General features: G+C 49.0%; 21 protein-coding genes. 10 read left to right on the top strand and 11 right to left on the bottom strand.

Annotated elements, in window-relative coordinates:
* Nucleotides 1–75: 75 nt before the first annotated feature.
* Nucleotides 76–945: a glycine betaine ABC transporter substrate-binding protein gene (locus tag BFW38_RS18015; protein ID WP_068997824.1), complete on the top strand. Its 870-nt coding sequence runs from the start codon at nt 76–78 to the stop codon at nt 943–945.
* A 111-nt stretch (nt 946–1,056) separates the two neighbouring features.
* Here the strand turns inward: BFW38_RS18015 and pdxH are convergent, their stop codons facing one another.
* Nucleotides 1,057–1,704 carry a pyridoxamine 5'-phosphate oxidase gene (pdxH, locus tag BFW38_RS07435; RefSeq protein ID WP_068997823.1) on the bottom strand — a complete coding sequence of 216 codons (648 nt, stop codon included), beginning with the start codon at nt 1,702–1,704 and terminating at the stop codon, nt 1,057–1,059.
* Nucleotides 1,705–1,886: 182 nt separating this feature from the next.
* Between pdxH and BFW38_RS07430 the strand changes: the two genes are divergently transcribed.
* Complete coding sequence (locus tag BFW38_RS07430; RefSeq protein WP_068997822.1) at nt 1,887–2,573, top strand: cytochrome b/b6 domain-containing protein; 687 nt, start codon at nt 1,887–1,889, stop codon at nt 2,571–2,573.
* Between the two features lie 157 nt (nt 2,574–2,730).
* Here BFW38_RS07430 and BFW38_RS07425 read toward each other — a convergent pair whose 3' ends face one another.
* Nucleotides 2,731–3,177 (bottom strand): c-type cytochrome, encoded by a 447-nt coding sequence (locus tag BFW38_RS07425; RefSeq protein WP_068997821.1) that lies wholly within the window; start codon nt 3,175–3,177, stop codon nt 2,731–2,733.
* Nucleotides 3,178–3,460: 283 nt separating this feature from the next.
* Here BFW38_RS07425 and BFW38_RS07420 point away from each other — a divergent pair, with 283 nt between their 5' ends.
* Together BFW38_RS07420 and BFW38_RS07415 are read left to right on the top strand one after the other, a co-directional pair.
* A complete protein-coding gene (locus BFW38_RS07420; protein ID WP_068997820.1) occupies nt 3,461–4,237 on the top strand; it encodes a motility protein A in 777 nt (258 codons plus the stop codon).
* Nucleotides 4,238–4,253: 16 nt separating this feature from the next.
* Complete coding sequence (locus BFW38_RS07415) at nt 4,254–5,063, top strand: flagellar motor protein MotB (protein WP_084004517.1); 810 nt, start codon at nt 4,254–4,256, stop codon at nt 5,061–5,063.
* A 206-nt stretch (nt 5,064–5,269) separates the two neighbouring features.
* On the opposite strand, the gene BFW38_RS07410 is transcribed toward BFW38_RS07415, so the two are convergent.
* The 4 genes from BFW38_RS07410 to metH all read right to left on the bottom strand — a co-directional run bounded on the left by BFW38_RS07410 (nt 5,270) and on the right by metH (nt 12,586).
* Nucleotides 5,270–5,761 carry a DUF934 domain-containing protein gene (locus BFW38_RS07410; RefSeq protein WP_068997818.1) on the bottom strand — a complete coding sequence of 164 codons (492 nt, stop codon included), beginning with the start codon at nt 5,759–5,761 and terminating at the stop codon, nt 5,270–5,272.
* On the bottom strand, nt 5,742–7,400 hold the full coding sequence (locus BFW38_RS07405) for a nitrite/sulfite reductase (protein ID WP_068997817.1): 1,659 nt from the start codon (nt 7,398–7,400) through the stop codon (nt 5,742–5,744). The genes BFW38_RS07410 and BFW38_RS07405 overlap by 20 nt, the downstream gene beginning before the upstream one ends.
* Before the next feature lie 111 nt (nt 7,401–7,511).
* Nucleotides 7,512–8,849: an MATE family efflux transporter gene (locus BFW38_RS07400; RefSeq protein WP_245686104.1), complete on the bottom strand. Its 1,338-nt coding sequence runs from the start codon at nt 8,847–8,849 to the stop codon at nt 7,512–7,514.
* A 47-nt stretch (nt 8,850–8,896) separates the two neighbouring features.
* Nucleotides 8,897–12,586: a methionine synthase gene (gene metH, locus BFW38_RS07395; RefSeq protein ID WP_068997816.1), complete on the bottom strand. Its 3,690-nt coding sequence runs from the start codon at nt 12,584–12,586 to the stop codon at nt 8,897–8,899.
* Between the two features lie 224 nt (nt 12,587–12,810).
* Here metH and nfuA point away from each other — a divergent pair, with 224 nt between their 5' ends.
* From nfuA to BFW38_RS07375, 4 genes are all read left to right on the top strand, one after another.
* Complete coding sequence (gene nfuA / locus BFW38_RS07390) at nt 12,811–13,401, top strand: Fe-S biogenesis protein NfuA (RefSeq protein ID WP_069000290.1); 591 nt, start codon at nt 12,811–12,813, stop codon at nt 13,399–13,401.
* A 315-nt stretch (nt 13,402–13,716) separates the two neighbouring features.
* Nucleotides 13,717–14,697, top strand: coding sequence for a TAXI family TRAP transporter solute-binding subunit (locus BFW38_RS07385; protein ID WP_218186475.1), 981 nt, complete (start codon nt 13,717–13,719; stop codon nt 14,695–14,697).
* Nucleotides 14,698–14,843: 146 nt separating this feature from the next.
* The gene (locus tag BFW38_RS07380) at nt 14,844–17,426 is read left to right on the top strand and encodes a TRAP transporter permease (protein WP_068997814.1); all 2,583 of its coding nucleotides are present in this window, start codon (nt 14,844–14,846) and stop codon (nt 17,424–17,426) included.
* Nucleotides 17,427–17,490: 64 nt separating this feature from the next.
* Nucleotides 17,491–17,922 carry a universal stress protein gene (locus BFW38_RS07375; protein ID WP_068997813.1) on the top strand — a complete coding sequence of 144 codons (432 nt, stop codon included), beginning with the start codon at nt 17,491–17,493 and terminating at the stop codon, nt 17,920–17,922.
* Nucleotides 17,923–17,955: 33 nt separating this feature from the next.
* On the opposite strand, the gene BFW38_RS07370 is transcribed toward BFW38_RS07375, so the two are convergent.
* Nucleotides 17,956–18,960 (bottom strand): DNA-binding protein, encoded by a 1,005-nt coding sequence (locus tag BFW38_RS07370; RefSeq protein WP_068997812.1) that lies wholly within the window; start codon nt 18,958–18,960, stop codon nt 17,956–17,958.
* Between the two features lie 275 nt (nt 18,961–19,235).
* Between BFW38_RS07370 and BFW38_RS07365 the strand changes: the two genes are divergently transcribed.
* Nucleotides 19,236–20,426 carry a tyrosine-type recombinase/integrase gene (locus BFW38_RS07365; protein WP_068997811.1) on the top strand — a complete coding sequence of 397 codons (1,191 nt, stop codon included), beginning with the start codon at nt 19,236–19,238 and terminating at the stop codon, nt 20,424–20,426.
* A 74-nt stretch (nt 20,427–20,500) separates the two neighbouring features.
* Nucleotides 20,501–20,914, top strand: coding sequence for a SufE family protein (locus BFW38_RS07360; protein WP_068997810.1), 414 nt, complete (start codon nt 20,501–20,503; stop codon nt 20,912–20,914).
* Between the two features lie 63 nt (nt 20,915–20,977).
* Here BFW38_RS07360 and yidD read toward each other — a convergent pair whose 3' ends face one another.
* From yidD to BFW38_RS07340, 4 genes are all read right to left on the bottom strand, one after another.
* On the bottom strand, nt 20,978–21,238 hold the full coding sequence (gene yidD, locus BFW38_RS17670; protein ID WP_425427893.1) for a membrane protein insertion efficiency factor YidD: 261 nt from the start codon (nt 21,236–21,238) through the stop codon (nt 20,978–20,980).
* Nucleotides 21,239–21,309: 71 nt separating this feature from the next.
* Nucleotides 21,310–21,759: a phosphoribosyl-AMP cyclohydrolase gene (gene hisI / locus BFW38_RS07350; protein WP_068997808.1), complete on the bottom strand. Its 450-nt coding sequence runs from the start codon at nt 21,757–21,759 to the stop codon at nt 21,310–21,312.
* Nucleotides 21,760–21,843: 84 nt separating this feature from the next.
* Nucleotides 21,844–22,749, bottom strand: coding sequence for a metal ABC transporter permease (locus BFW38_RS07345; protein ID WP_068997807.1), 906 nt, complete (start codon nt 22,747–22,749; stop codon nt 21,844–21,846).
* Nucleotides 22,749–23,486 carry a metal ABC transporter ATP-binding protein gene (locus BFW38_RS07340; RefSeq protein WP_068997806.1) on the bottom strand — a complete coding sequence of 246 codons (738 nt, stop codon included), beginning with the start codon at nt 23,484–23,486 and terminating at the stop codon, nt 22,749–22,751. The genes BFW38_RS07345 and BFW38_RS07340 overlap by 1 nt, the downstream gene beginning before the upstream one ends.
* Nucleotides 23,487–23,537: the final 51 nt, after the last annotated feature.

Raw genomic sequence — 23,537 nt, 5'->3', positions numbered from 1 at the left:
ACGCCATTGATATATCACAAGTAAAGATAACAAAAGCCAAGACGACCAAGCCAATATAAGAAGGAGATAAGGCTCATGAAAATCGCAAAGCAACTACTCAGTGCTGTCTGTGCAACCGCTGTCCTCGCGGGGACCGGCCCAGCTATGGCGGCAGATCATGATAAAGGTGATATCAAACTGGCCTATGTTGAATGGTCCAGTGAGGTTGCCAGCACTAACGTAGTCAAAGCGCTGCTCGAAGAGCAAGGGTATGATGTCACGATTACGCCTGTCAGCGCTGCGGCCATGTGGCAATCGGTGGCTGTCGCTGATTACGATGGGTTTACCGCCGCGTGGTTGCCTTCGACGCACGAAGATTATCTCGCTAAAACAAAGGATGATATCGTTGATCTAGGGGCTAATCTGGAAGGCACCAAATTGGGCTTAGTTGTGCCCGACTATGTTGATGTTGATTCTATTGAGGATTTAAAAGATAGCGATGTGGCCGGTGAGTTCAATCGACGCATTACCGGGATTGATCCGGGGGCAGGCTTGATGCGTTTGACCGAAAAAGCGGTTGATGAATATGGTCTGCGTCGTATGCGTTTGATTGAAGGATCGGGGGCGACGATGACCGCTGCTTTGGCTAGTGCAATCAAGGCGCACGAGCCGATTGTCGTCACTGGGTGGACGCCGCACTGGATGTTTGCACGTTGGGATCTGAAATACCTGGACGACCCTAAAAATGTCTACGGCGATGCTGAAGAGATTCATACGATTGTCCGTAAAGGGTTAAAAGATGATATGCCTGAAGCTTATCGCATCTTAGATAATTTCTACTGGACACCTGAGGAGATGGCTGAAGTAATGGTCATGAATCAGGTCGATGGTTCAGACCCTTATGAAAATGCCCAAAAGTGGCTGGCGGATCATCCTGAACGTGTTAAAGAGTGGCTGGCAGAGTAAACCACTTTCTTGATGGCTATAAAAAAATGACTATAAAAAGGCGCCCACTTGGCGCCTTTTTTAATGGAGTTGTTTATAAAGAAAGTAAAAACAGTCAGTACAAATACTCGCTTAAGGAGAGAGCCTTTCTAGGGTCCAAGATTGATCATCGTTTAACCGATAGCGTAAGCGATCATGCAAACGGCTAGGTTGTCCTTGCCAGAACTCAATCAGCTCAGGAACAACACGATACCCTCCCCAGTGCTCGGGCCTAGGTAGGATCGTTTGTCCGTCAAAGTCTTGTGCCAATTGTTCTGAACGCATTGATAGCCATTCTCGGTCCGGAATGACTTGGCTTTGTTTCGATATCCATGCACCCAGTTGGCTGCCACGCGGACGGCTCTGGTAATAATCGGTTGATTCCTCAGCAGAAAGTTGTTCTATATGGCCTTCAACTCTGACTTGGCGCTCAACTGTTTCCCACCAGAAAACGAGTGCGGCCTGAGTATTACATGCAAGCTCTTGACCTTTGGCACTTTGATAATTGGTGAAAAAAACAAACCCGCTGTCATCATGCCCCTTTAGTAATACGATACGTGCATGAGGCTTATGACGCTGATCAACTGTGGCCAGTGTCATTGCATTCGGGTCAAGCCCTCCCGTCTCAATCGCATTGTTGATCCACTCTCGAAACAGTTCATTCGGATTGTCGGGGACATCCTGCTCCAGTAGCGGGTCATGTTCATAGTTGCGTCGAATAGAGGCAAGATCCCGGTTCATTGAAGAACTCCTTGGTTTGGATGAAAGCAATGCTCTTTAGTTTACTGCGATCACAATGATTTGGCATGTCATGGGAAACGACACAAGTCAGTGAAAGCTCGTATAGCGCAATGAATCCTTAGACAAAATGCGGCACACTTCCTCTAACGGCTGAAAATTAACGTGAAAGAGGCGAATAAAACATGACTGAGCAGCAAACCTATCGAGTCTGGGATTGGCCTGTCCGTGTTCTGCACTGGGCATTTGTTGTACTGATAGGGCTCTTATGGTGGACCTATGATCAAGGCGATATGGATCAGCATGTGCTCTTGGGCCAGCTTTTACTATGCCTAGTTATTTTTCGATTATTTTGGGGCTTTTGGGGGAGTGCTTCGGCACGGTTTTCACGTTTTATTTATAGCCCGAGAGTTATCTTTAATTATGCCAAGCGTCAGCTCTCTGGGAAAGGCGAGCATTACATTGGACATAACCCTTTAGGTGGCTTAATGGTGCCTGTATTGCTATTAGCCATGCTAGGGCAAGCCGTTTTAGGGCTTTTTAGCACCGATGATATCTTTATCGAAGGGCCGCTTTATTCACTGATTAATCGCGATTTGGCTTCTGAGCTAACTTCAATTCACCGGCAGGGATTTTACTGGCTGTTGGGCCTTATTGGTTTGCACGTGCTGGCCATTATATGGCATAGGTTCAAGGGAGAATCGTTGGTGCCTGCCATGATCACTGGGCGGAAGCGTTTTTCTGCCGATCAGAAGATTGCTGATGAAGCGCGGGTTAAGAGCCCTGGTGGGAGTATTGTTTCGTTCTATCTCCGTTTTTTGATCACACTCTGCTTGGCGGCATCACCCTGGATTATTTTGAATCAGTTATGAGGGAATGGCTGGCACAATTCATTGCCTGATCGTTGCCGATATTGATGATGAACGATGTTAATGACTTAAAAGCCGCAAAGCTGGCGGTGGTGAGCCACAGTTTTAATGAGGCTTTATACCGATGGCAATGCGGCATTGGCAACGCGTTGAGGGAGGGTTAGTCAGCCCTGTAGTCGTCGTGACAGGCCTTACAGTGCCGTGCCGTGGCTTTGAACTGTTGTTTCATGGCATTTTCATCGCCCTGTTGAGCGATTTGATAAAGCTTTTCTGCATCACTGATGTAGCTATTTAACAGTTCATCAAACTCAGCTTTTTCACGCCAAATTTTAGGTAATGCATCAGTATCACCCTCATGGCTTTCGACTGAAAAGCCTGTACGAAGCAAAGGGGCAATTGTGGCTAACACCTTGGCATGCTCTGTAAACGCTGGGGTATTCCAGTCTTGCTCCCCTCGGAGCATGGCGGCCATGCCACCAAACTGAAAACGACCGACCTCAAACACTGATTGACGATATTCGATCGCATCATCAGGTTTCATTTCAGCAAATACTGTGCCACTTGTCGTTATACAAGCTGCAGCGATTAAAGCCGCTTTTTTCCACATGATATCTCCTCCTGAGTCATCTAAAGTCACGGTAGTGCTTTGTTAGGTTTTTACACTATACCGTAATTATGGAATTTATACCCTTTGCTAAGGTGAGGGTATACTCAAAAGCGAAACGTGATCTGCCCGTGACTAAATGTAAATATCTGCAAGCTTCATCAAAGGTCAAACACAATTCCCTGCGGTATGCCACTAGGCAAAATAGATGGGGCTGATATCATGTTTCTATAATGATCGTGTTTCTCACATGACCTGATGCTGTTCAAGCCACAAGGACCCACCTATGGATCTTGCCACACTTCTTGGACTGGTGATTGGTACCGTTCTCATTGCGTTATCGATCGTGACCAGTTCCAACGTTGATATCTACCTTAATCTACCCGGTTTGTTGCTGGTCGTCGGGGGGACTGGCGCATCGGCCTTAATCAAGTTTCGAATTCAAAGTTTTTTTGTCGGACTTAAAGAAGGTTTTGCCACAGCATTCTTTGATCGAAATGACAACCCTCGCGAAATCATTGGATTAGCCAACCGCTTGTCTCGTATTGCAAGACGTAACGGTTTGCTGGGCTTGGAAGATGAGCCTATTCCGAATCCTTTTTTTGCTAAAGGGGTTCAGATGTGTGTTGATGGCAGCGCTCCAGAATTTATCCAGGAAGTGCTGACGAAAGAAATGTATCTGTCTATTTATCGCAAACAAGTGGGTGAGAAGGTCTTCCGGGCCATGGGGGATAGCGCACCAGCCTTCGGGATGATCGGTACTTTGGTCGGTTTGGTTGCCATGTTGAATAACTTGGATGATCCAAGCAAGTTAGGCCCCGGGATGGCGATTGCGTTGCTGACAACCTTCTATGGTGCTTTGATGGCTCAGTTATTTTTCTTGCCAATGGCTGAGAAATTGGCAATGAAAACTGAAGAACTTGAAAACAATATGTCGTTAATTATCGATTCTGTAATGGGTATATATAACGGCATGAACCCTCAGGTTCTGGATGAGCTGTTGGAAACCTACCTGCCTGAATATCAGCGAGGCGGGATTACCATGACAGAAGAAATCGACTGAAGAAGGTTGAAGCCGTATGGCTCAGAGCGAACGTAGACGCAAGAAGAAAAAGTTAGGAGCAAATGGCGCGCCTGAGTGGATGACCACTTTTGCCGATATCATGACGCTCTTGTTAACTTTCTTTGTGTTGATCTTATCCTTTTCAACGATGGATGTTGAGCGCTATAAAAGTATTGCACAAGCACTGCAAAGCTCTTTTGGTCTGCAGGCGATGAATCCGCTTAACATTATTCCTTCTGATAATCCGCCTCGTACGGATAATCTCGTTGATCCGATTAAGCCCAAACCCAATACCGAAGAAGGTGAGGAGCAAGAGAACAAGCAGTTAGAGACATTAGGGAACCGTTTGGAAACCAACTTTGTAGACGAAGTTGAGAAAGGTTTGGTCATCATCGAGCGAGATGAGGATCACATTATCATTCGTTTTCCTGATGATGCTGCCTTTAAGTCGGGGAGTGATTGGCTGGAGCCGCAAATGGTACCGATTATCCAAAAAGTGGCTGATATCGTATCAGATTATGATATGTATACCATTGTGGGGGGCAGTACGGATAACCAGCCTATTAACACTGAGCGTTTTCGTTCCAACTGGGATTTGTCAGCCGCTCGCGCAGTTTCAGTCGCGCATGAGTTGACATGGATGTCAGATTTGAATGAGAAGTATCTCTATGTGGTGGGCAATGGCGATGCACGTCCTATTGCGACCAATGCGACGCCTGAAGGGCGCTCTAAAAACCGCCGTGTTGAAATTATTTTGATGGAACGTGACACCAGTAGCAAACGACAGGTCTTCCAAGGGATTCAGCAGATCCCCACTTATCAGTAGTTTGCTGATTAAAACTGTGCTGTATGGAATGAGGTGACGACTAAGAAGCGGTTATTCGTGATTCCATGCAGCCTCCACAAAAAAGAGCCGTCTAGTGCGGCTCTTTTTTGTTTTCCCAGAGGACCTATGTGCAAGGTATCTTCAATTCTTTATGCAAAGAGCGCCCTAATAAGATCAAAATAGAGCGCTTCATGAAGCCTTGTCTCTTAAGTGCTCGCTTCCCATCGTTTACGAAAGAGTGGTGTCGCTTCATCTTGAGCGGCTTGGTAACGCACAGAGAAGGTGTTCAATCCTTGTAGTGCTTCTTCTGGGTCTTTATCTTCACGGATCGCAAAGCTGGTAAAACCCACACGGCTCATATAATAGAGCTGATCCTGCAATACGTCGCCGATTGCTCGAATTTCTCCTTTGAACTGATAGCGCTCCCTAAGCTGTCGGCAGAGGGTATAACCCCGGCCGTCATTAAAATCCGGGAAGTCGATCGCAATCAAGGTCGCGGATTTTAAACGGTCGGCCAGCTGTTCATTCAGCTCGGTATGACTGGCCAGCCAAGGGGCAGTATAAGGCGCTCCTTGCCACTCATCGACTTGAATCAATACCGGTTGTGTTTCACTCGGTGTCAGTGGCTCGGCTTCGGCATCTCGTTGAATTTGCCAGTTATCGTCGACCAGTTGCCGATCACGAATGATTTTGGGCATAAACACGCTCCTTAAAGGGTTTCTGGCCGATACGTTGATAAGTATCGATAAACTGCTCATCTTCATGACGTTGTTCGACATAGACCTCGAGTAAGTCACTGATCACACGAGGCATATCATCTTGAGCGAAAGAGGGGCCAAGAATTTTGCCCAGACTGGCATTTTCAGTGGCGCTGCCACCCAGTGAGACCTGATAAAACTCCTGGCCTTTTTTATCGACGCCCAGAACACCGATGTGACCGACATGGTGATGACCACAGGCATTCATGCAGCCGGAAATATTAAGATCAATGGCGCCCAGATCATAGAGGTAGTCCAGGTCATCAATTTTGGCCTGAATAGCTTGAGCAATTGGAATTGACTTGGCGTTAGCGAGGCTGCAAAAGTCGCCGCCAGGGCAGCAGATAATATCCTGCAAGGTCCCAATCGTGGGCGATGCCAGCTTGAGTTCGTCCAGTTTTTGCCAGAGTTGATAAAGCTGGTCCTGTCGCACATCGGACAGCACCAGGTTTTGTTCATGAGACACACGCAGCTCACCCAGGCTATACTGGTCAGCTAAATTCGCAACCTGATCCATTTGATCGGATGTAATATCGCCGGGCGCGCGGCTTGGATGTTTCAACGACAGGGTGACCGCGCAGTAGCCCGGTGCTTTGTGAGCCATGACGTTGTTGGTGATGAAGCGAGCAAATGCTTTGTCATGCTGACGTTGATACTCGTAATCTGTCGTATCAATGTCTGTTATGCGTTCCGGTTCTTTGAAAAAGCGATGCGCTTGTTGTAGCGCTTCTTCCGTTAACGTGCTTTCGCCATTGCGTAAGTGCGCCCATTCCTTTTCTGTGCGCTCGCGGAACTCATCTATACCCAGTGCCTTGACCAGAATTTTGATTCTTGCTTTGAACTTGTTGTCTCGACGTCCATATTGGTTATAGACGCGCAGTATTGACTCAAGATAGGTGATGAGGTGTGGCCAGGGGAGGAAGTCTTTGATCATTTCACCGATCATCGGTGTGCGCCCTAAGCCACCACCGACAAAGACGCGAAACCCTAGTTCATTTGCCTCATTACGGCGTAATTCAAGGCCAATATCATGGACACGGATCGCTGCACGGTCATGGGGACCTCCACTGACTGCGATTTTGAATTTGCGCGGTAGAAATGCGAATTCAGGATGCAGTGTTGACCATTGGCGGATCAGCTCGCACCAGGGGCGGGGATCAGCAACTTCATCAGCGGCAATGCCGGCAAAGTGATCTGTGGTGGTGTTACGAATGCAGTTGCCACTGGTTTGGATCGCGTGCATCTGTACTTGAGCCAGTTCAGCGAGAATGTCTGGAATTTTTTCCAGAGCTGGCCAGTTGAACTGAATATTCTGACGTGTTGTGAAATGACCATAATCACGATCATAGTCGCGCCCAATGCTGGCCAGTGCACGCAATTGTGTTGAAGAGAGCATTCCATAAGGGATTGCTACCCGTAGCATCGGTGCATGGCGCTGGATATAAAGACCATTCTGTAGACGTAATGGGCGAAACTCTTCTTCACTCAAGCGACCCGCCAGATAGCGATTTGTCTGATCTCGAAATTGAGCGACACGTTCTTCGACTAGGCGCTGGTCATAATCATCATATTGGTACATGGGGTCAGGGTCCTCCTCTTATCGGCACACTCTAACGCCTGATGCACCAACTTAAAAAGAAATAAAAAAATCATTTTAATAATCTTTAGGAATAAGTGGTGTGATGGCGGCTTATGCAGGTCTTAGCCAGCGTTTTTGCTGCCAAATCAAGGCAAATAATGCTGAATTTAACAGCCGGTAGCCGAGTTGTGTCCACCATACCCCCTCGAGCCCATAGCCCAAGTGTAAACCGACCCACCAAGCTGCGGGCAGAAAGCATAACCACTGTGTGATCAGTTGTAATTGCATGACGCTTCGGTGAGCACCCGCGCCAAGCAATGCCTGATTGAGTACGATAGCGGCAGCATCAAGTGCAATCATGGCGCCGGTGAGCTGTAACGGAAGGCGTCCAAGATCAATCAGGGGTTGTTGATGTAGGAATAGGCTGAGCATTATGTCCGGTGCTAGCAGCATGGGCAGTGCGAGTAATGTTAGGGTGAAAAATGCTACACGCACGACATCCCAACCCCATCGGTGTGCTTCGTTCAGCTGTTGTGCGCCGAGTGCATGCCCCACCAAGGTTGTTGCCGCCATACCTAGCCCAACACCAGGCAATATCAGTAAAAGTGATAAATTAACCAAGACATGGCCGACTGCCACACTGGCGGCGTTGATATGACCCAGAATCCAAAACAGAACGGCATAACCCATGGCAAACATCAGCTGCTGGAACGAATTAGGGGTCGCTAGGCTGATGACGCGCCAGAGCAATCGTTTTTCAGGAACCCATTGAATGGCGTCTACTTGTCGTGCATGCCGCCATGTGGTGATGCTCCAGGAGAGAGCTCCGATCCATACCGAGAGGGTTGTTCCTAAAGCCGCTCCCTCTGTCCCTAGAGCTGGCATACCCGCCCCGCCATAAATGAGCCAGATGGATAATGGAATGTTTAGGGCGTGCATCATCAGGATGATCTTGAAATAAGTACCGGACTGATGAATTCCGTTCCAATAGCCTCTAAAGCATAAGTTCAGTGCAATGGGCAACAAGGTGAGAATGCGAATAGCAAAATAGTCCGCTGAGACCTGTTGTACCGCAGGATTTTGGCTAATCCAGCCGGTGATGAGCATGGCCTGTTGGTGGCCAATGAACATCAACGGTAAGGCAATGATAACCGCGATTATTAGACCGGCAGTGAGTGGCGCGAGCACTGTTCTGAAATGGCGAGCCCCATAACGTCGTGCAACTTGAGATTGGACGCCTGATGACAACCCCATGACGAGTGCGGTTGCCATAAACATGGCATAGCCGCCAACGCCTACACCGGCCAGTGCAATTTCACCTAGAGTCCCGACCAGCGCCGCATCGACGAGGTTGAGCAGGCTTTGGCTGAGCATACCGCCCATAATGGGCAGGGCCAGTTTAAGAATCCGGCGCGTGCGAACGCGCCGGGGAAGTAACCCATATTTCATTATGCCATCACTGGTCTGGCCATGAGTTGTTGAGCATCGAACATCGATTAATCCGGGTCATATCCGAGAATTGGCGCTAACCAGCGTTCCATCGTCGTCATGTCCATGCCTTTACGTAATGAAATGGCCTCGACTTGATCTCGGGTGATTTTGCCCGTGCTGAAATACTTGGATTCTGGATGTGAAAAATACCAACCTGACACCGCGGCGGTAGGATACATGGCGTAACTATCAGTTAATTCGAGCGAGGTGTGTGTGGTTGCATCCAGCAGATCAAATAGCACACTTTTTTCGGTATGATCCGGACAGGCAGGGTATCCCGGTGCCGGTCGAATACCGCGATAACGTTCTCTGATGAGCTCGTCATTGTTCAGTGCTTCATCTGGAGCATAGCCCCAGTAGCTTTTACGCACATATTCATGCATCAGCTCAGCAAAGGCTTCTGCAAGGCGGTCAGCCAGAGCTTTGATCATAATGGCTTGGTAGTCATCACCAGCGGCTTCAAATGCCTTCGCTTTCTCTTCGCAACCGATACCGGCCGTCACTGCGAAGCCTCCAACCCAATCTGGCTGGCTTCCTTTAGGGGCTATGAAATCTGCCAGCGAGAAGCACGTCTGTGTATTTCCTTTGGGGGTTTGTTGCCTGATGTGATGAAGCTGGGCCTTTATCGTCTCTCGAGACTCATCGTGATAAACCTCAATGACGTCGTCATCGACACTATTGGCAGGCCAGAAGCCAATCACTGCGCGAGCCTTAAGCCATTGCTCATCCACAATTTGGCGCAGCATAGTCTGAGCATCGGCAAATAATTGTTGGGCAACCTCACCCACGATTTCATCTTCGAGGATTCTGGGGTACTTGCCTGCCAGATCCCAGCTAATAAAGAAAGGGGTCCAATCGATTCTGTCGATCAGCTTTTCGAGCGGAAAGTCATCAAAGGCTTGAACACCTTTAATGCTGGGCTCTGGGGGCTGATAATTGTTCCAATCAAAACTCGGTTTATGGGCCCGAGCTTGAGCGTAGTTCATTTCCGCTGCTTTCGTCCTGCGCTTGGCATGGCGTTCACGCACGGTGTCATACTCATCTTTGAGTTGTGACAGAAAAGCTGGGCGTTGTGCGTCAGAGAGGAGGTGAGAGACAACACCTACGGTTCTGGAAGCATCAGGAATATAAACAACAGGATGTTCGTAAGTGGGGTCAATCTTGACCGCCGTATGGGCTTTCGAGGTGGTCGCGCCGCCAATCAATAGGGGGAGGTTAAACCCTTGGCGTTGCATTTCCTTACCGACATGAACCATTTCATCTAGTGATGGCGTTATCAATCCAGACAAACCAATAATGTCCGCATTATGGTCTCGGGCCGCTTGGAGAATTTTTTCACAAGGCACCATGACGCCGAGGTCAATCACTTCATAGTTATTACACTGGAGGACAACGCCGACAATATTTTTACCAATGTCGTGAACATCACCTTTGACGGTCGCCATGATGATGCGTCCCTTACTCTGAGAGGCCGAATCTTTCTCGGCTTCAATATAGGGAATCAGATAAGCCACGGCTTGTTTCATGACTCGCGCTGATTTGACCACCTGGGGAAGGAACATTTTTCCTGCCCCGAACAGGTCGCCAACCACATTCATGCCGTCCATGAGTGGCCCTTCTATGACCTGTATGGGTCGTTCAAAGGTATGTCGAGCTTCTTCAACATCGGCTTCGATATGGGCGGTAATCCCTTTTACGAGCGCATGACTAATCCGTTCTGAAACCGGCAAACTGCGCCAGGCATCATCTTCTTTCTGGGCTTGGCTGCTGCCATCGCCGCGATATTGATCGGCAATTTCGAGCAAACGCTCTGTGGCATCGTCGCGACGATTGAGCACCACATCCTCGACACGTTCACGTAATGCTTCGGGCAGGTCGTCATAGACGGCCAATTGCCCTGCATTAACGATCCCCATGGTGAGGCCTGCTTTGATCGCATGGTAAAGAAAGACGGAGTGAATCGCCTCGCGTACCGGGTTATTTCCCCTGAATGAGAAAGAAACGTTCGAGACGCCCCCGGAAATTTGAGCATGAGGCAGGTTGTCACGAATCCAGCGGCAGGATTGGATGAAATCAACGGCATAGTTATTATGCTCTTCGATACCGGTTGCGATAGCAAAGATGTTGGGGTCAAAAATAATATCTTCAGCCGGATAACCGATTTCGTTGACGAGAATGTCGTACGCACGACCACAGATTTGTTGGCGTCGCTCAAATGTATCGGCTTGCCCTTTTTCATCAAAGGCCATGACGATAATGGCGGCACCATAACGTCGACAAAGGTGTGCCTGCTGTCGGAATAAGTCTTCTCCTTCCTTCATGGAAATAGAGTTGACAATGGGTTTGCCCTGCACGCATTTCAGGCCAGCCTCGAGAATGTCCCATTTGGATGAGTCAATCATGATCGGGACGCGGGCAATATCTGGTTCACCTGCGATCAGGTTTAAAAAGCGAACCATCGCATACTGGGAGTCCAGCATGCCCTCATCCATATTGATATCAATGATTTGTGCGCCGTTTTCTACCTGATCTAAAGCGACCTCAAGGGCGGTGGTATAATCTTCTTCTTTAATTAGACGCTTAAATCGAGCTGATCCCGTCACATTGGTGCGTTCACCGACATTAACAAACAGCGAGTCCATCCCGATGTTGAAGGGTTCCAGACCGGATAGACGGCATTGAGGTGTAATGTCGGGCACTTGGCGAGGTGTGATTGGGGCGACAGCTTGAGCCAATGCTGCGATATGTTCAGGCGTTGTGCCGCAGCAGCCCCCCAGAATATTGATGAAACCTGATTCAGCGAATTCTTCGACGATGGCCGCCATTTCATCAGGCGTTTGATCGTACTCACCAAATGCGTTCGGTAACCCGGCATTGGGGTGTACGGAAACAAACGTATCGGCCTTGTGGGATAGCTCTTCTAGATAAGGGCGCAATTCGTCCGCACCTAAAGCACAGTTGAGACCCACAGAAATAGGCTGAGCGTGACGTATTGAGTTCCAGAAGGCTTCTGTCGTTTGGCCTGATAGCGTTCTGCCTGAGGCATCTGTAATTGTGCCGGAGATCATTACCGGGAGTCGTTCGTCCCGTTGTTCAAATACGGTTTCGACCGCAAAAATGGCGGCTTTAGCATTTAAGGTATCGAAGATTGTTTCGATCATGATGATATCGGCACCACCCCGAATCAGGGCTTCAGTGGCTTCGATATAGTTCTCAACTAAGGCGTCAAACGTGACATTTCGCGCACTGGGATCGTTGACATCAGGCGATATAGATGCTGTTCGACTCGTTGGCCCGAGTACGCCAGCAACATAACGGGGCTTGTCTGGTGTGCTATAGGCATCAGCGGCTTCTCGAGCGAGGCGAGCGGCTGTCTCATTAATCTCACTGACGAGCGCTTCCATGCCATAATCGGATTGTGACAGCTGGGTTGCGTTAAACGTATTGGATTCAATGATATCCGCCCCAGCCGCAAGATAATCACAGTGGAGTTGTTTGATGATTTCGGGCTGTGTTAAGACCAGAAGATCGTTGTTACCTTGCAAGTCACTGGCCCAGTCAGCAAAACGCTCACCGCGAAAATCTTGTTCGCTTAGTTTCTGTCGCTGGATCATCGTGCCCATCCCACCATCGAGGATCATGATACGTTGAGCCAGAATCGCTTCAATCGTTTGGAAGGTGGCGGTGGGTGTCATGCAATAAGTCTCCAGCGTCAGGCTTTATAATCAGATGTTATTAAAACTAAACGTCGCGCTATCCATCGTTGGGATACGTGATCATCGGGGACGAAAGTTTAACAGAAATCTTCAGTTGAAAACGGCAATTAAATTCCGACTAAAATACTTGGGTATTGTTCTTTGGCACACCATTCCTTAATATAAGGCGCAAATGACTTAGCTTGCTGGAGATGGTTGTTGCCATGAGCAATATGATTGAATTTACTGAGAGCGCCCAGGTCTACCTGCATGAGCTGCTCAGTAAGCAAGACGCTGACGGGATTGGTGTTCGGGTTTTTGTCACCCAGCCAGGTACGCCTTATGCTGAAACTTGCTTGGCTTATTGTCGTCCAGGTGAGGAAGAAGGTGGCGATGAGCGTTTAGACCTTGAGTACTTTCCTGCTTACTTGGATCACAACAGTTTGCCCTTCTTAGAGGAAGCTGTCGTGGATTTTAATCCAGACCGTATGGGCGGACAGCTGACCATCAAGGCGCCCAATGCCAAGATGCCTAAAGTCAATAAAGATAGCCCGCTCTCGGATCAAATTAATTATATCCTCTACAGTGATATTAATCCGGGGCTTGCCGCTCACGGCGGGGAGATCAAGTTGATCGAACTGACTGAAGACAATGTCGCGGTATTACAATTTGGCGGTGGCTGCCAAGGGTGTTCGGCCGTTGATCTGACCTTAAAGGATGGCGTCGAAAAGACACTATTAGAGCGTTTACCCGAACTCAAAGGCATTCGGGACGTCACCGACCATACCATTACTGAGAATGCCTATTATCAGTAATTGAGCCCCATGGTTTAGCGCAGTATCACAGCGATAAAAAGCCCGACCTTAATGGTTGGGCTTTTTTTGTGGCATTTTTAGATGAAATATCGAGAACGAGCAGCTTTTATCAGGATGAAATACCCATCTTGATGCTGGTGGTTTGACGTTTTGTTAACTATCTTGTTGATTACTCATAATGTTAAAGCGTGACCCTTAAAAGGGATGTGTTATTCTTGCTCATCACGATACTAGGAAAGTCGTGATAACGCGCTATGAGCGTTAATACATCCGAATAACAATACATTCACGGGATGGAGACTACCCATGTCCATGATGAAAAAATCATTGGCTTCTGCTGTTGCAGCTGCAAGCGTTGGTTTAGCGGCAATGACGTTAACGCCAGCGGCCAGTGCGCAGGAATTCATCACAATTGGTACAGGTGGTGTGACCGGTGTTTATTACCCGACTGGGGGGGCTATTTGTCGCCTGGTGAATAAGGGGCGAAAAGAACACGGCATTCGTTGTTCAGTTGAGTCAACGGGTGGGTCCGCCTATAACATCAATACGATTCGTGCAGGTGAGCTGGATCTGGGTGTTGCTCAGTCAGATGTCCAGTATCGAGCTTACAAAGGGGAAGGCGAGTTTGCTGATCAAGGTCCTTATACTGATCTGCGTTCCGTTTTCTCTATGCATCCAGAATCTTTCACAGTTGTGGCCCGCAAAGATGCCAACGTCACCAACTTTGAAGACCTGGCCGGTAAGCGCATGAATATTGGTAACCCTGGCTCTGGTCAGCGTAATACCATGGATGCCTTATTGGAAGCGATGGGTAAAGACAAGTCTATGTTCTCACTGGCTTCTGAGCTGAAAGCTTCAGAGATGGCCAGTGCGCTGTGTGACAATAAAATCGATGCTTTTGTGTATGTGGTCGGCCACCCATCCGGTGCAATTAAAGAAGCGACAACGACTTGTGACAGCACCTTAGTGAATGTTGATAATGATGCGGTTCAAAAGTTGGTCTCTGAGTTGCCTTATTATCGGACATCCACTATTCCTGGGGGCATGTACGCCGGTAATCCCGATGATGTCAAAACTTTCGGTGTGGCGGCAACGATTGTAAGCTCCACAGGGACTTCCGACCGTGTTGTTTATGAAGTGGTTAAATCCGTTTTTGATGAATTTGATACCTTCAAAAAACTACACCCGGCATTTGCTGTACTGAAAAAAGAAGAAATGGTCAGTGCTGGTTTGAGTGCTCCGCTACATGACGGAGCTAAGCGTTACTATCGTGAGGCAGGCCTCTTGGAGGACTGATCACTTTGTCCAAAGAAGGAGCCTCAGTGCTCCTTCTTTGGCTCTCAAAGGGCGTAAGCCCTTTTTTTTGGCCCCAATAAAATCATAACCGTGTCGAATTAGTTTGTACTTTTTCAGACTAATCAAGAATATGGACGGCAAGATTGATGACCGATACCGATACCGATAAAAAAGATATCGCGACTGATGACCAGCTTCAGCAAATGCTGCAGTCGGACAGTGGTGCGCGAACCCCTACAGGGGTCTCAGCCTGGGTGTTATGGGCGGTGCCGCTTGCGTGGTCATTATTTCAGCTGTGGTATGCTTCTCCTTTCTCTCTGATGGCTTCCAGCACGGCCCGCCCGATCCACCTAGCATTTGCGATTTTTCTGGCGTTCTTAGCTTATCCTGCGCTTAAACGCTCTCCACAACGGTATATCCCACTACTGGATTGGGTGTTTGCGGTAGCGGGCGCTTGTGCGGCGCTTTATTTGGTTGTCTTTTACGATGATTTGGCTTCACGGCCTGGTAATCCGATTCTACAGGATTTGATTATGGGCGGGATCGGCATGATCCTGTTGCTTGAAGCCACCCGTCGTGCTTTAGGCCCGCCTTTGATGGTGGTGGCCTTAGTCTTTTTGACTTATACCTTATTCGGCCCTTATTTCCCCGATGTCATTGCCCATCAGGGGGCCAGTGTTCAGAAACTATTGACTCACCAGTGGCTAACCTCTGAAGGGGTGTTTGGGGTTGCCATCGGAGTTTCGGCAAGCTTTGTCTTCCTATTTGTTTTGTTCGGTTCTCTGCTCGAAAAAGCCGGTGCAGGAAATTATTTTATTCAAGTGGCGTTTTCACTCTTGGGCCATATGCGCGGCGGGCCCGCTAAGGCCGCTGTTGTTGCCTCGGGGCTTTCTGGATTGATTTCAGGTTCTTCCATTGCCAATGTGGTGACGACGGGAACCTTCACCATTCCATTGATGAAGCGAGTGGGCTTTCCTGGTACGAAGGCCGGTGCCGTTGAAGTGGCGGCGTCGACTAACGGGCAGTTGACACCGCCGATTATGGGGGCGGCTGCTTTCTTAATGGTGGAATATGTTGGGATTTCCTATTTGGAAGTCATTAAGCATGCCATTCTGCCGGCCTTGATTTCTTATGTGGCCTTGATTTATATCGTGCACCTCGAAGCCTGTAAGCTGGGGATGAAAGGATTACCGCGCCGCGAAGAAGGGGCGACATTACTACAGAAGCTGTTAGTGATGATGACAGCCTTCATCAGTTTGGCCGTACTATCATTAGCGGTGTATTACGGCCTGGGCTGGATACGTGAACCCTTAGGTGTGATGGCTACACCGGTGATTTTCCTGATGCTGGTGGTCGCTTATTTAGGCTTGCTTTGGTATGGCTGCCAGTTCCCTCCTTTGGGTATGGATGATCCTGAGCAAGAAATCCTCGAACTCCCCCCTGTGGGGCAAACCGTTAAGTCGGGCCTGTATTTTCTGCTGCCTGTTGTCGTACTGGTTTGGTGTTTGACGGTTGACCGCATGTCGCCTGGACTGGCGGCTTTTTATGCCACCATGTTCATGATCTTTATTGTAGTGACCCAGCGTCCTCTGATTCGTATGTTCCGTCGAGAAGGCCGTTGGCAGTCAGGTATTCGGGAGTCTGTTCTTGATCTCGCTGATGGCTTGGTGTCCGGTGCGCGGAACATGATCGGGATCGGGGTCGCGACAGCGGCGGCGGGTATTGTTGTCGGTACCGTGACCCTAACGGGGATCGGCCTGGTGATGACCGAGTTTGTGGAGTTCATCTCTGGCGGTAATTTGTTGCTGATGTTGTTTTTTACTGCCGTCATCAGCTTGGTGCTGGGTATGGGGCTGCCGACCACGGCCAACTATATTGTGGTGTCGACGCTGATGGCCCCCGTAATTGTGAATCTCGGGGCCGCTCAGGGGTTGATTGTACCTTTAATTGCCGTTCACCTTTTTGTGTTTTATTTCGGCATTTTGGCAGACGATACACCTCCGGTGGGGCTTGCGGCCTATGCAGCGGCTGCGATTTCCCGATCTGACCCCATTAAAACAGGGGTTCAAGGTTTCACCTATGATATTCGTACCGCGGTACTGCCTTTTATGTTTATCTTCAATACCAATCTATTGCTGATTGATATTGATAGTGTCTTTCATCTGATTACGGTGATTTTTGGGGCTGTGGCCGCCATGTTGATTTTTGCAGCGGCAACGCAAGGCTGGTGGCTAACGAAAAATCGGCTCTGGGAGACGGCGGCTTTATTATTGATCGCCTTCACTTTGTTCCGACCTGGCTTCTGGTGGGATGAACTCTATCCGCCTTTACAGGAAGTTGAAGCGGGTCAGATCGTTCAGTTAGCAGAAGAAGCGCCGAAAGATGCCACATTACGGTTGAGCGTAGAAGGCGAAAACATTGATGGTGATCTGGAACGTAAAATTGTGATGCTGCCTTTGGGTCAGCCAGGCGAGGGTATGGCGAGGTTGAAGTCAGCGGGATTGAACTTGATCATTGAAGGGAATGATGTTGAGGTCGATTATGTTGATTTTGGCTCTCCTGCTCAGGAATTAGGTATTGATTTTGGCTGGAAAGTCCTCGGTATTGAACAAGAAGCCGATCGGCCGGCTAAAGAATGGATGATGATTCCTGCATTGCTATTGCTCGTATTGATCGGATGGTTGCAACGTGCCCGTCGAAACGAGTCTGCTGAGCCCACCGCTGCTTGATCCTTATTCTCGGGGCCGCTCTTAGCGGCTCCGAATGGGATTAAAAGTTATCAGGATGAAGACGATGTTTAAGCATATTTTGTTACCTGTTGATATTACGGACACACAAAATGCAGGCAAGGCGCTGGAAGCCGCCGTTGATCTAGCGCAGCGGCATCAGGCTGAGTTGCATTTGTTCTCAGTGATTCCGGGGTTTGGCTCGCCGATGGTGGCGGGGCATTTCCCTAAGCATGATGTGCAAGCATTATTGAACGAGATCTATCGTGAGCTTGAGCAGTTTGCGAAAGCGAGTGTGCCTGAAGGTATTAAAACCCGTACCCGAGTTGTTGATGGCACGCCACACAAAGAGATTTTGATTGAGGCTGAACGCGTTCATGCCGATCTGATTGTGATGCCAAGTCATGATCAAAAGGCCGTTGAGCGCTTCTTCCTTGGGTCCGTAGCTGCCCGTGTCGTAGAAAGGGCCCATGTTTCAGTGATGGTGATTCGCCCTTAATAGATTAAACGATGAGCTGTCATCTAATATCTGTTATCCAATAAATGGGGGGAAAGTGCCCATATGCCGATGACTGATAGATTGCTCCAGAGCGCTACGCAATGACTCTTTCTCTTTGATCAATTGCGCCTGTTCGGCTTGTAAGTCGTGCAGGCGTTTTTCTTGTCCCTCCCAGCGCGACCACCAGGCGGCTTCTGTTTGTTTCAACTCCTCGTTCTGCTGTTTCAATTGTACCAGCGTCTGTTCTAGATACTGGTGTGACTCTTCCCAATGTTGTTGTTGCTGTTGCCACTGCTGCCTTGAGGCTTGCCATTGCGCCTTTTCATCAGCATATGTGGCCATTGTCTGCTTGTGCTCAGTCTCCAGATGCGCAAGCTGCTGTCGTGCTTGGTCGATCTCTTTGAGCCAGTAGGCCTCTTGCTCAGCTTGGCGTTGACGCTCTTGCTCCAGAGCTTCATCCATGCGCTGTTGAACGGCCTCTAATGCCGCTTGGTGCGCTATTTTGAGTTGTTCAACCTGCGTTTTTTGCTCATCGAGCAAGTTTTCCAGTGTGGTTATTCGTTGCTGCTTTACGTTGGTCTCTTTTAACGCTTGATCACGCTCTGTTCGCAACGTTGCGCGTTGGTCAGTGAGTGTTTTGAGTTCTGCCAGGAGCTCATTGTTTTTCTGGTCCAGCATGATGTTGCGTTCTTCCATATGCAGCGCTTGTGCTTGGGCTTCTTGCTTTTCTATCTGCGCGGCTTCGATCTCTGCATTTGCTGCCTCTCGTTGACTCTCCAGTGCTGCGTAAGCTTCTTCTTGAGCTGCTTTCCATAGTTGGCCTGTGAGCTGTGCCAACCCTGCCGGTAAATCCTGTTCAGCGTGACCTGATGACGGCTGCGATAGGGCTCGCCATTGTTTCAAGTGCTCATTGATTGTCGAGAAGCTGCCTGTGCCCAGTTGATCGCGGATGTTCTGCACGGTGGGAGCGAGGCCGCGGGCACGTAATGCTTCGATGCTGTTGGTGACGTCTTCATATTGGATGCCTCGTCTTGCCATCGTGATGCTCCTGTTATCGCTGGGGTGTCTGTATTGGTCGGCGCCGCTACGGGTTAAGTGTCAGTGTTGATTAAGTGACGTATGAGCCGGTGAATCATGCTGCACCGTGCGGTTACGACCTATCTCGGTGGTGATGTAGAGATATCATAGTGTAATAAGTGTATTACGTAAAATACATTACGATATTTGTACTTTATTCATGATAACTTTTATTATCATGAATTCTTTCATTACAGCTGTTAGAATCCATCGGATACTTAAATGACGAGATCCTTATGGCCAACAACGTCACACTAAAAACGGGGATAGCGCCTCTTGAGGAGCTGGCTCGACAGCTGCCTGAGCCCTTGAGTGGGCGGCGGGGGATTAATCGTTTTTGGGATGGGCCTTGCCAGATTCCTGCGCGAGATGATGTCGAGGCGGTCGAGTCTTGGTTGTCTGAATATGAATCCCGTCCACAGACTTGGCGGGCTTACCGTAAGGAAGCTGAGAGGCTCTTGCTTTGGTGCTGGTTGTCGTGTGGTAAAGCACTTTCCAGTCTGAATCGTGACGATATACGTCAATATATGGCGTTTATGGCGAATCCTCAGCCGTATGCACAGTGGTGTGGACCGCGAGCGTCGAAACGGAGTGGGCAGTGGCGCCCTTTTCAAGGCCCCTTGAGTGATCGCAGTATTCAACAAGCGTGTCGAATATTGAAAAGCCTATTCCAGTACTTGCAGGATGCGGCTTATCTCTCAGGTAACCCATTTGCTTTGGTCAAGTCTAAGCGCCAGTCAACCGAGCCTCATGCCCTACGTGAACGACATTTAGATCAACAAAGCTGGCAAGCGTTGATTGCCTTTCTGAGTGGGCTGAATGTGGGGGAGGGGCGTCGGCGCGAAGCTGAGATCCAGCGTTGGCGATTTATGCTTGCTTTTTGGTACGGTTTAGCGCCCCGAGTGCATGAAGTAGCCGCGGCCAAGATGAATGATCTTTTTGAATGGCGAGGGCGTTGGTGGTGGCGTGTATTGGGTAAAGGGCAGAAATATGCAGAAGTTCCGGTGCCCAATGCCGTGCTAACGGCTTTAGTCGCCTATCGGCGTTATCTGGGGTTGTCGGACTTTCCTGATGCTGATGATCGTTCCCCAATGATTCGCCGACTGAGCGGTATTTCTGGGGTAACACCTAATATGATTTATCGGTCTTTGAAGCGGCTGACAGATGAGGCTTCAGTTGCGATCGAGGATGAGCAGCCCGATGTTGCTAAGCGGCTATCGCGAGCCTCTTCTCATTGGTTTCGGCATACTTCGATTACCCATTATGCTGATGCCGGGATGGAGTTACGCTTTTTAGCTCGGCAGGCTCGTCATGCCAGTTTGGCGACGACACGCCTTTATTTGCATGAAGATGATCAGGATTGGGCGGATCAGCAGGATCGTATGATCTGGCAGATGCCATGGCAGCATGATGAGGCTGGAGAGTGATAGAATACCCACAAGATAAACCGAATGACTGTTGATCAATTAAACTACCGATCAATTAAACCACGGGAGCGGGCATGAGCGCGCAAGACGCACAGCAAGAACTGCTTGATGAATTTGAGTTTTTTGATAACTGGATGGATCGTTATCAATACATTATTGACCTTGGAAAACAGCTTCCAGAGTATCCGGATGAGTGGAAGACAGAGGCGTTTAAAATTGAAGGTTGTCAAAGCCAGGTTTGGATTCGGCCGCAGCGACAAGGCGACTATTTACACTTTGATGCCATTAGTGATGCCGCGATTGTCTCAGGATTAATTGCCATTCTGATGAAAATTTACAATGATCGCACGCCGCAAGATATTCTAGAGACGCCTCCGGATAGCTTTATGCAGGCGCTGGGTTTGGATAAGCACTTAAGCCCGACTCGCAGTAATGGGTTGCATGCCATGATTAAGCGAATTTTCACCATTGCTCAGCTTGAGCAGTAGGCTTAAGCGTACTCTGACCTTTTACTCTGGCTTTACTCTGTCGTGAGTATTCAGGCGAACTTGTTATGGCTGAGTTTTGTTTGCGTGGGCCTTTTTTGCGTGAGCCCTGTCCGAGACCTGATGAACGGGTGGCGTTGAAGTGTTTAGAGGACGTCCTGATGCATCGGTTCCAGGGACCGGATCATAGCCTCCAGGATGCCAAGGATGGCAACGCAGCAAACGCCAAATTGCAAGCCCAGTGCCACGCCAGAAACCTTTATAACGAATGGCCTCAACCGCATATTGAGAGCAGCTGGGGTGGAAGCGGCACCTGGGTGCAAGCATTGGGCTGATCCATTTTTGATATTGGCGGATCAGCCAAAGTGTCATTTTTTGCGCTGGATTGACGCGTTTCATCACGGGTTGCCATACAAGGTGTTTGGATCAACTAAAGGTGATTGATCGACTTCTGCATGGGTTTCAGTGAGTGCGACATAGAAACAGTCTCGTCGCCCCGTGTGACAAGCGGCACCTTGTTGATCGACTTTGAGTAATAAAGTATCGCCATCACAATCGGTGTGAATTGAGTATAGTTGCTGAACTTGGCCTGAGCTCTCGCCCTTGCGCCAGAGTCGGTTGCGAGAACGTGACCAATAACAAGCGCGGCGCTCTTGAATGCTCGTTTCAAGTGCTTCTCGGTTCATCCAGGCCATCATCAAGACCTCACCGGTATCATGCTGCTGTGCAATCGCAGGGATAAGACCGGCTTCATTAAATGCGAGAGCATCAAGCGCTTCTTCGAGTGGTCGCTGGGTACCTGTCTCAGCGCTTTCGAGTGCCTGCCAAAATGGCGTGGAGCTGCCCATTATTTCTCCCGTTTGATCAAGTGCGTTATGAACCAAGTTTCAAGGTATCGATGCTAAGCTTCTGAGCATTCAAGCTGAATATCATTACAACTCACGGTCTTGATGGTGAGTGTTTTGATGAGCGTCTTGGCGAGTGTTTTGGTGTAAACGTAGATGCTGCCTCTTTTGCCATAGCCAGCGGATCATCAAAGCGAATAAGTAACCGGCACCCGCTAAGACCACAATACTGGCTCCAGCGGGCAGGTCGGGTTCCCACGAGAGCATCAGTCCGCCTGTTGTAAAGCCGGCACCCAACAGCGTCGCCAACCCCATCATCTTAATTAAGCTGCTGCAAAAATGGCTGGCGATAGCCGCAGGCAAGGTTAAAAGGGCGATCACCATAATCAATCCGACAACTTGAAGCAGTAGCACGACGGTTAAAGCGACCATGCATAATAATAAGATATAGAAGAGTGTGACGGGGATACCGCGTAAGCGCGCATACTCTTCGTCAAAGGCAACCGCCTCCAGGCTCTTGTAAAACGCCAGTACCGCGGCAATTAAAATGCCGTCGATCAGCGCCATTAACCAAAGCTGAGTGCTTCCGACTAATAGGATATTGCCAAACAAGTAGCTCATTAAGTTGACTTGATAGCCTTGCGTTTGGCTAATGCAAAGAATCCCTGTGGCCATGCCAATGGCCCACATGGCTGAGATGACCGTATCCTGACGTGATTGCCAGTGTAAGCTAACCCAAGCAATCAACAAGGCGCAAACGAGTGCTGAGATAACTGCACCGACCATGGGATCTGAATGGAAGTAGACGGCAACCCCCATTCCACCCAGCACCATGTGAGCTAATCCGCCAGCGAGGTAAGCTATTCGCTTGACGACAACAAGGCTGCCAACTAAACCGCAAGCGACACTGGCTAATAATCCAGCGGCCAAGGCCATTTGTAAAAAACTGTGTTGGCCTAAGGCCGTGATAAAGCTACTCATAAACTCCGGCATCAGGCTGTCTCTTGAGCAAAGCGGCTCACTCGAACCGGGTGGCCGTACATATGTTCAATGAGTTCGGGGGTGATTTGAGTACTGTTATGGCAATGCAGGCTTCGGTTAACACAAGCGATTCGGGAAACATAATGACTGACAAAGCCTAAGTCATGTGAAACGACGACAATTGTCATTCTCTGGTTTAATTGCCTGAAAAGCTGAAACAGATCTTCTTCCATCTGTACATCAATGTTGGCAGTAGGTTCATCAAGCAGTAATAGTTGAGGATTGCCTGCCAGAGCGCGAGCGATAAAAACACGCTGCCGCTGTCCACCTGATAAGTCTTCAAGCCGACGTTTGCGAAGCGGGATTAACCCTGTCTCTTCAAGAATAGGTTCGATTGCGGTGCGATCGTTTTTTTTCCAGAACCCAAGCCGATTGCCTGGGCCGAGGCGGCCCATTAAAACGGCTTCTTCGACCGTCATGGGAAAGTCGACTGGAAACTTTAAAGCCTGGGGGACATAACCAATAGCACGCCTGGCTTGATGGGGCGATTGATTCAGTACAGTGATTTTTCCTCGTCGGGGTTGGATGAGGCCCAAAATAAGGCGGAATAAGGTTGTCTTGCCTCCGCCATTTGGCCCCACCATACCCAGAAACTCACCCTGGTGAACGTTCAAATTGACGTCATGGAGAACCGTTTGACCTTGATAATCAAAGTCAAGGTTCTGAATATTAATCACCGGGGTTTGCATACAGTCTCTTTTTATCACTCTGTCGCTTTATCACTGAGGCCTAGTCGGGCT

This window comes from Terasakiispira papahanaumokuakeensis, from assembly GCF_001709345.1.
GTDB classification, from domain to species: Bacteria; Pseudomonadota; Gammaproteobacteria; order Pseudomonadales; family Halomonadaceae; genus Terasakiispira; species Terasakiispira papahanaumokuakeensis.
The sequence above is the reverse complement of the archived record's forward strand: the minus strand, read 5'-3'. Positions and strand labels throughout refer to the sequence as shown.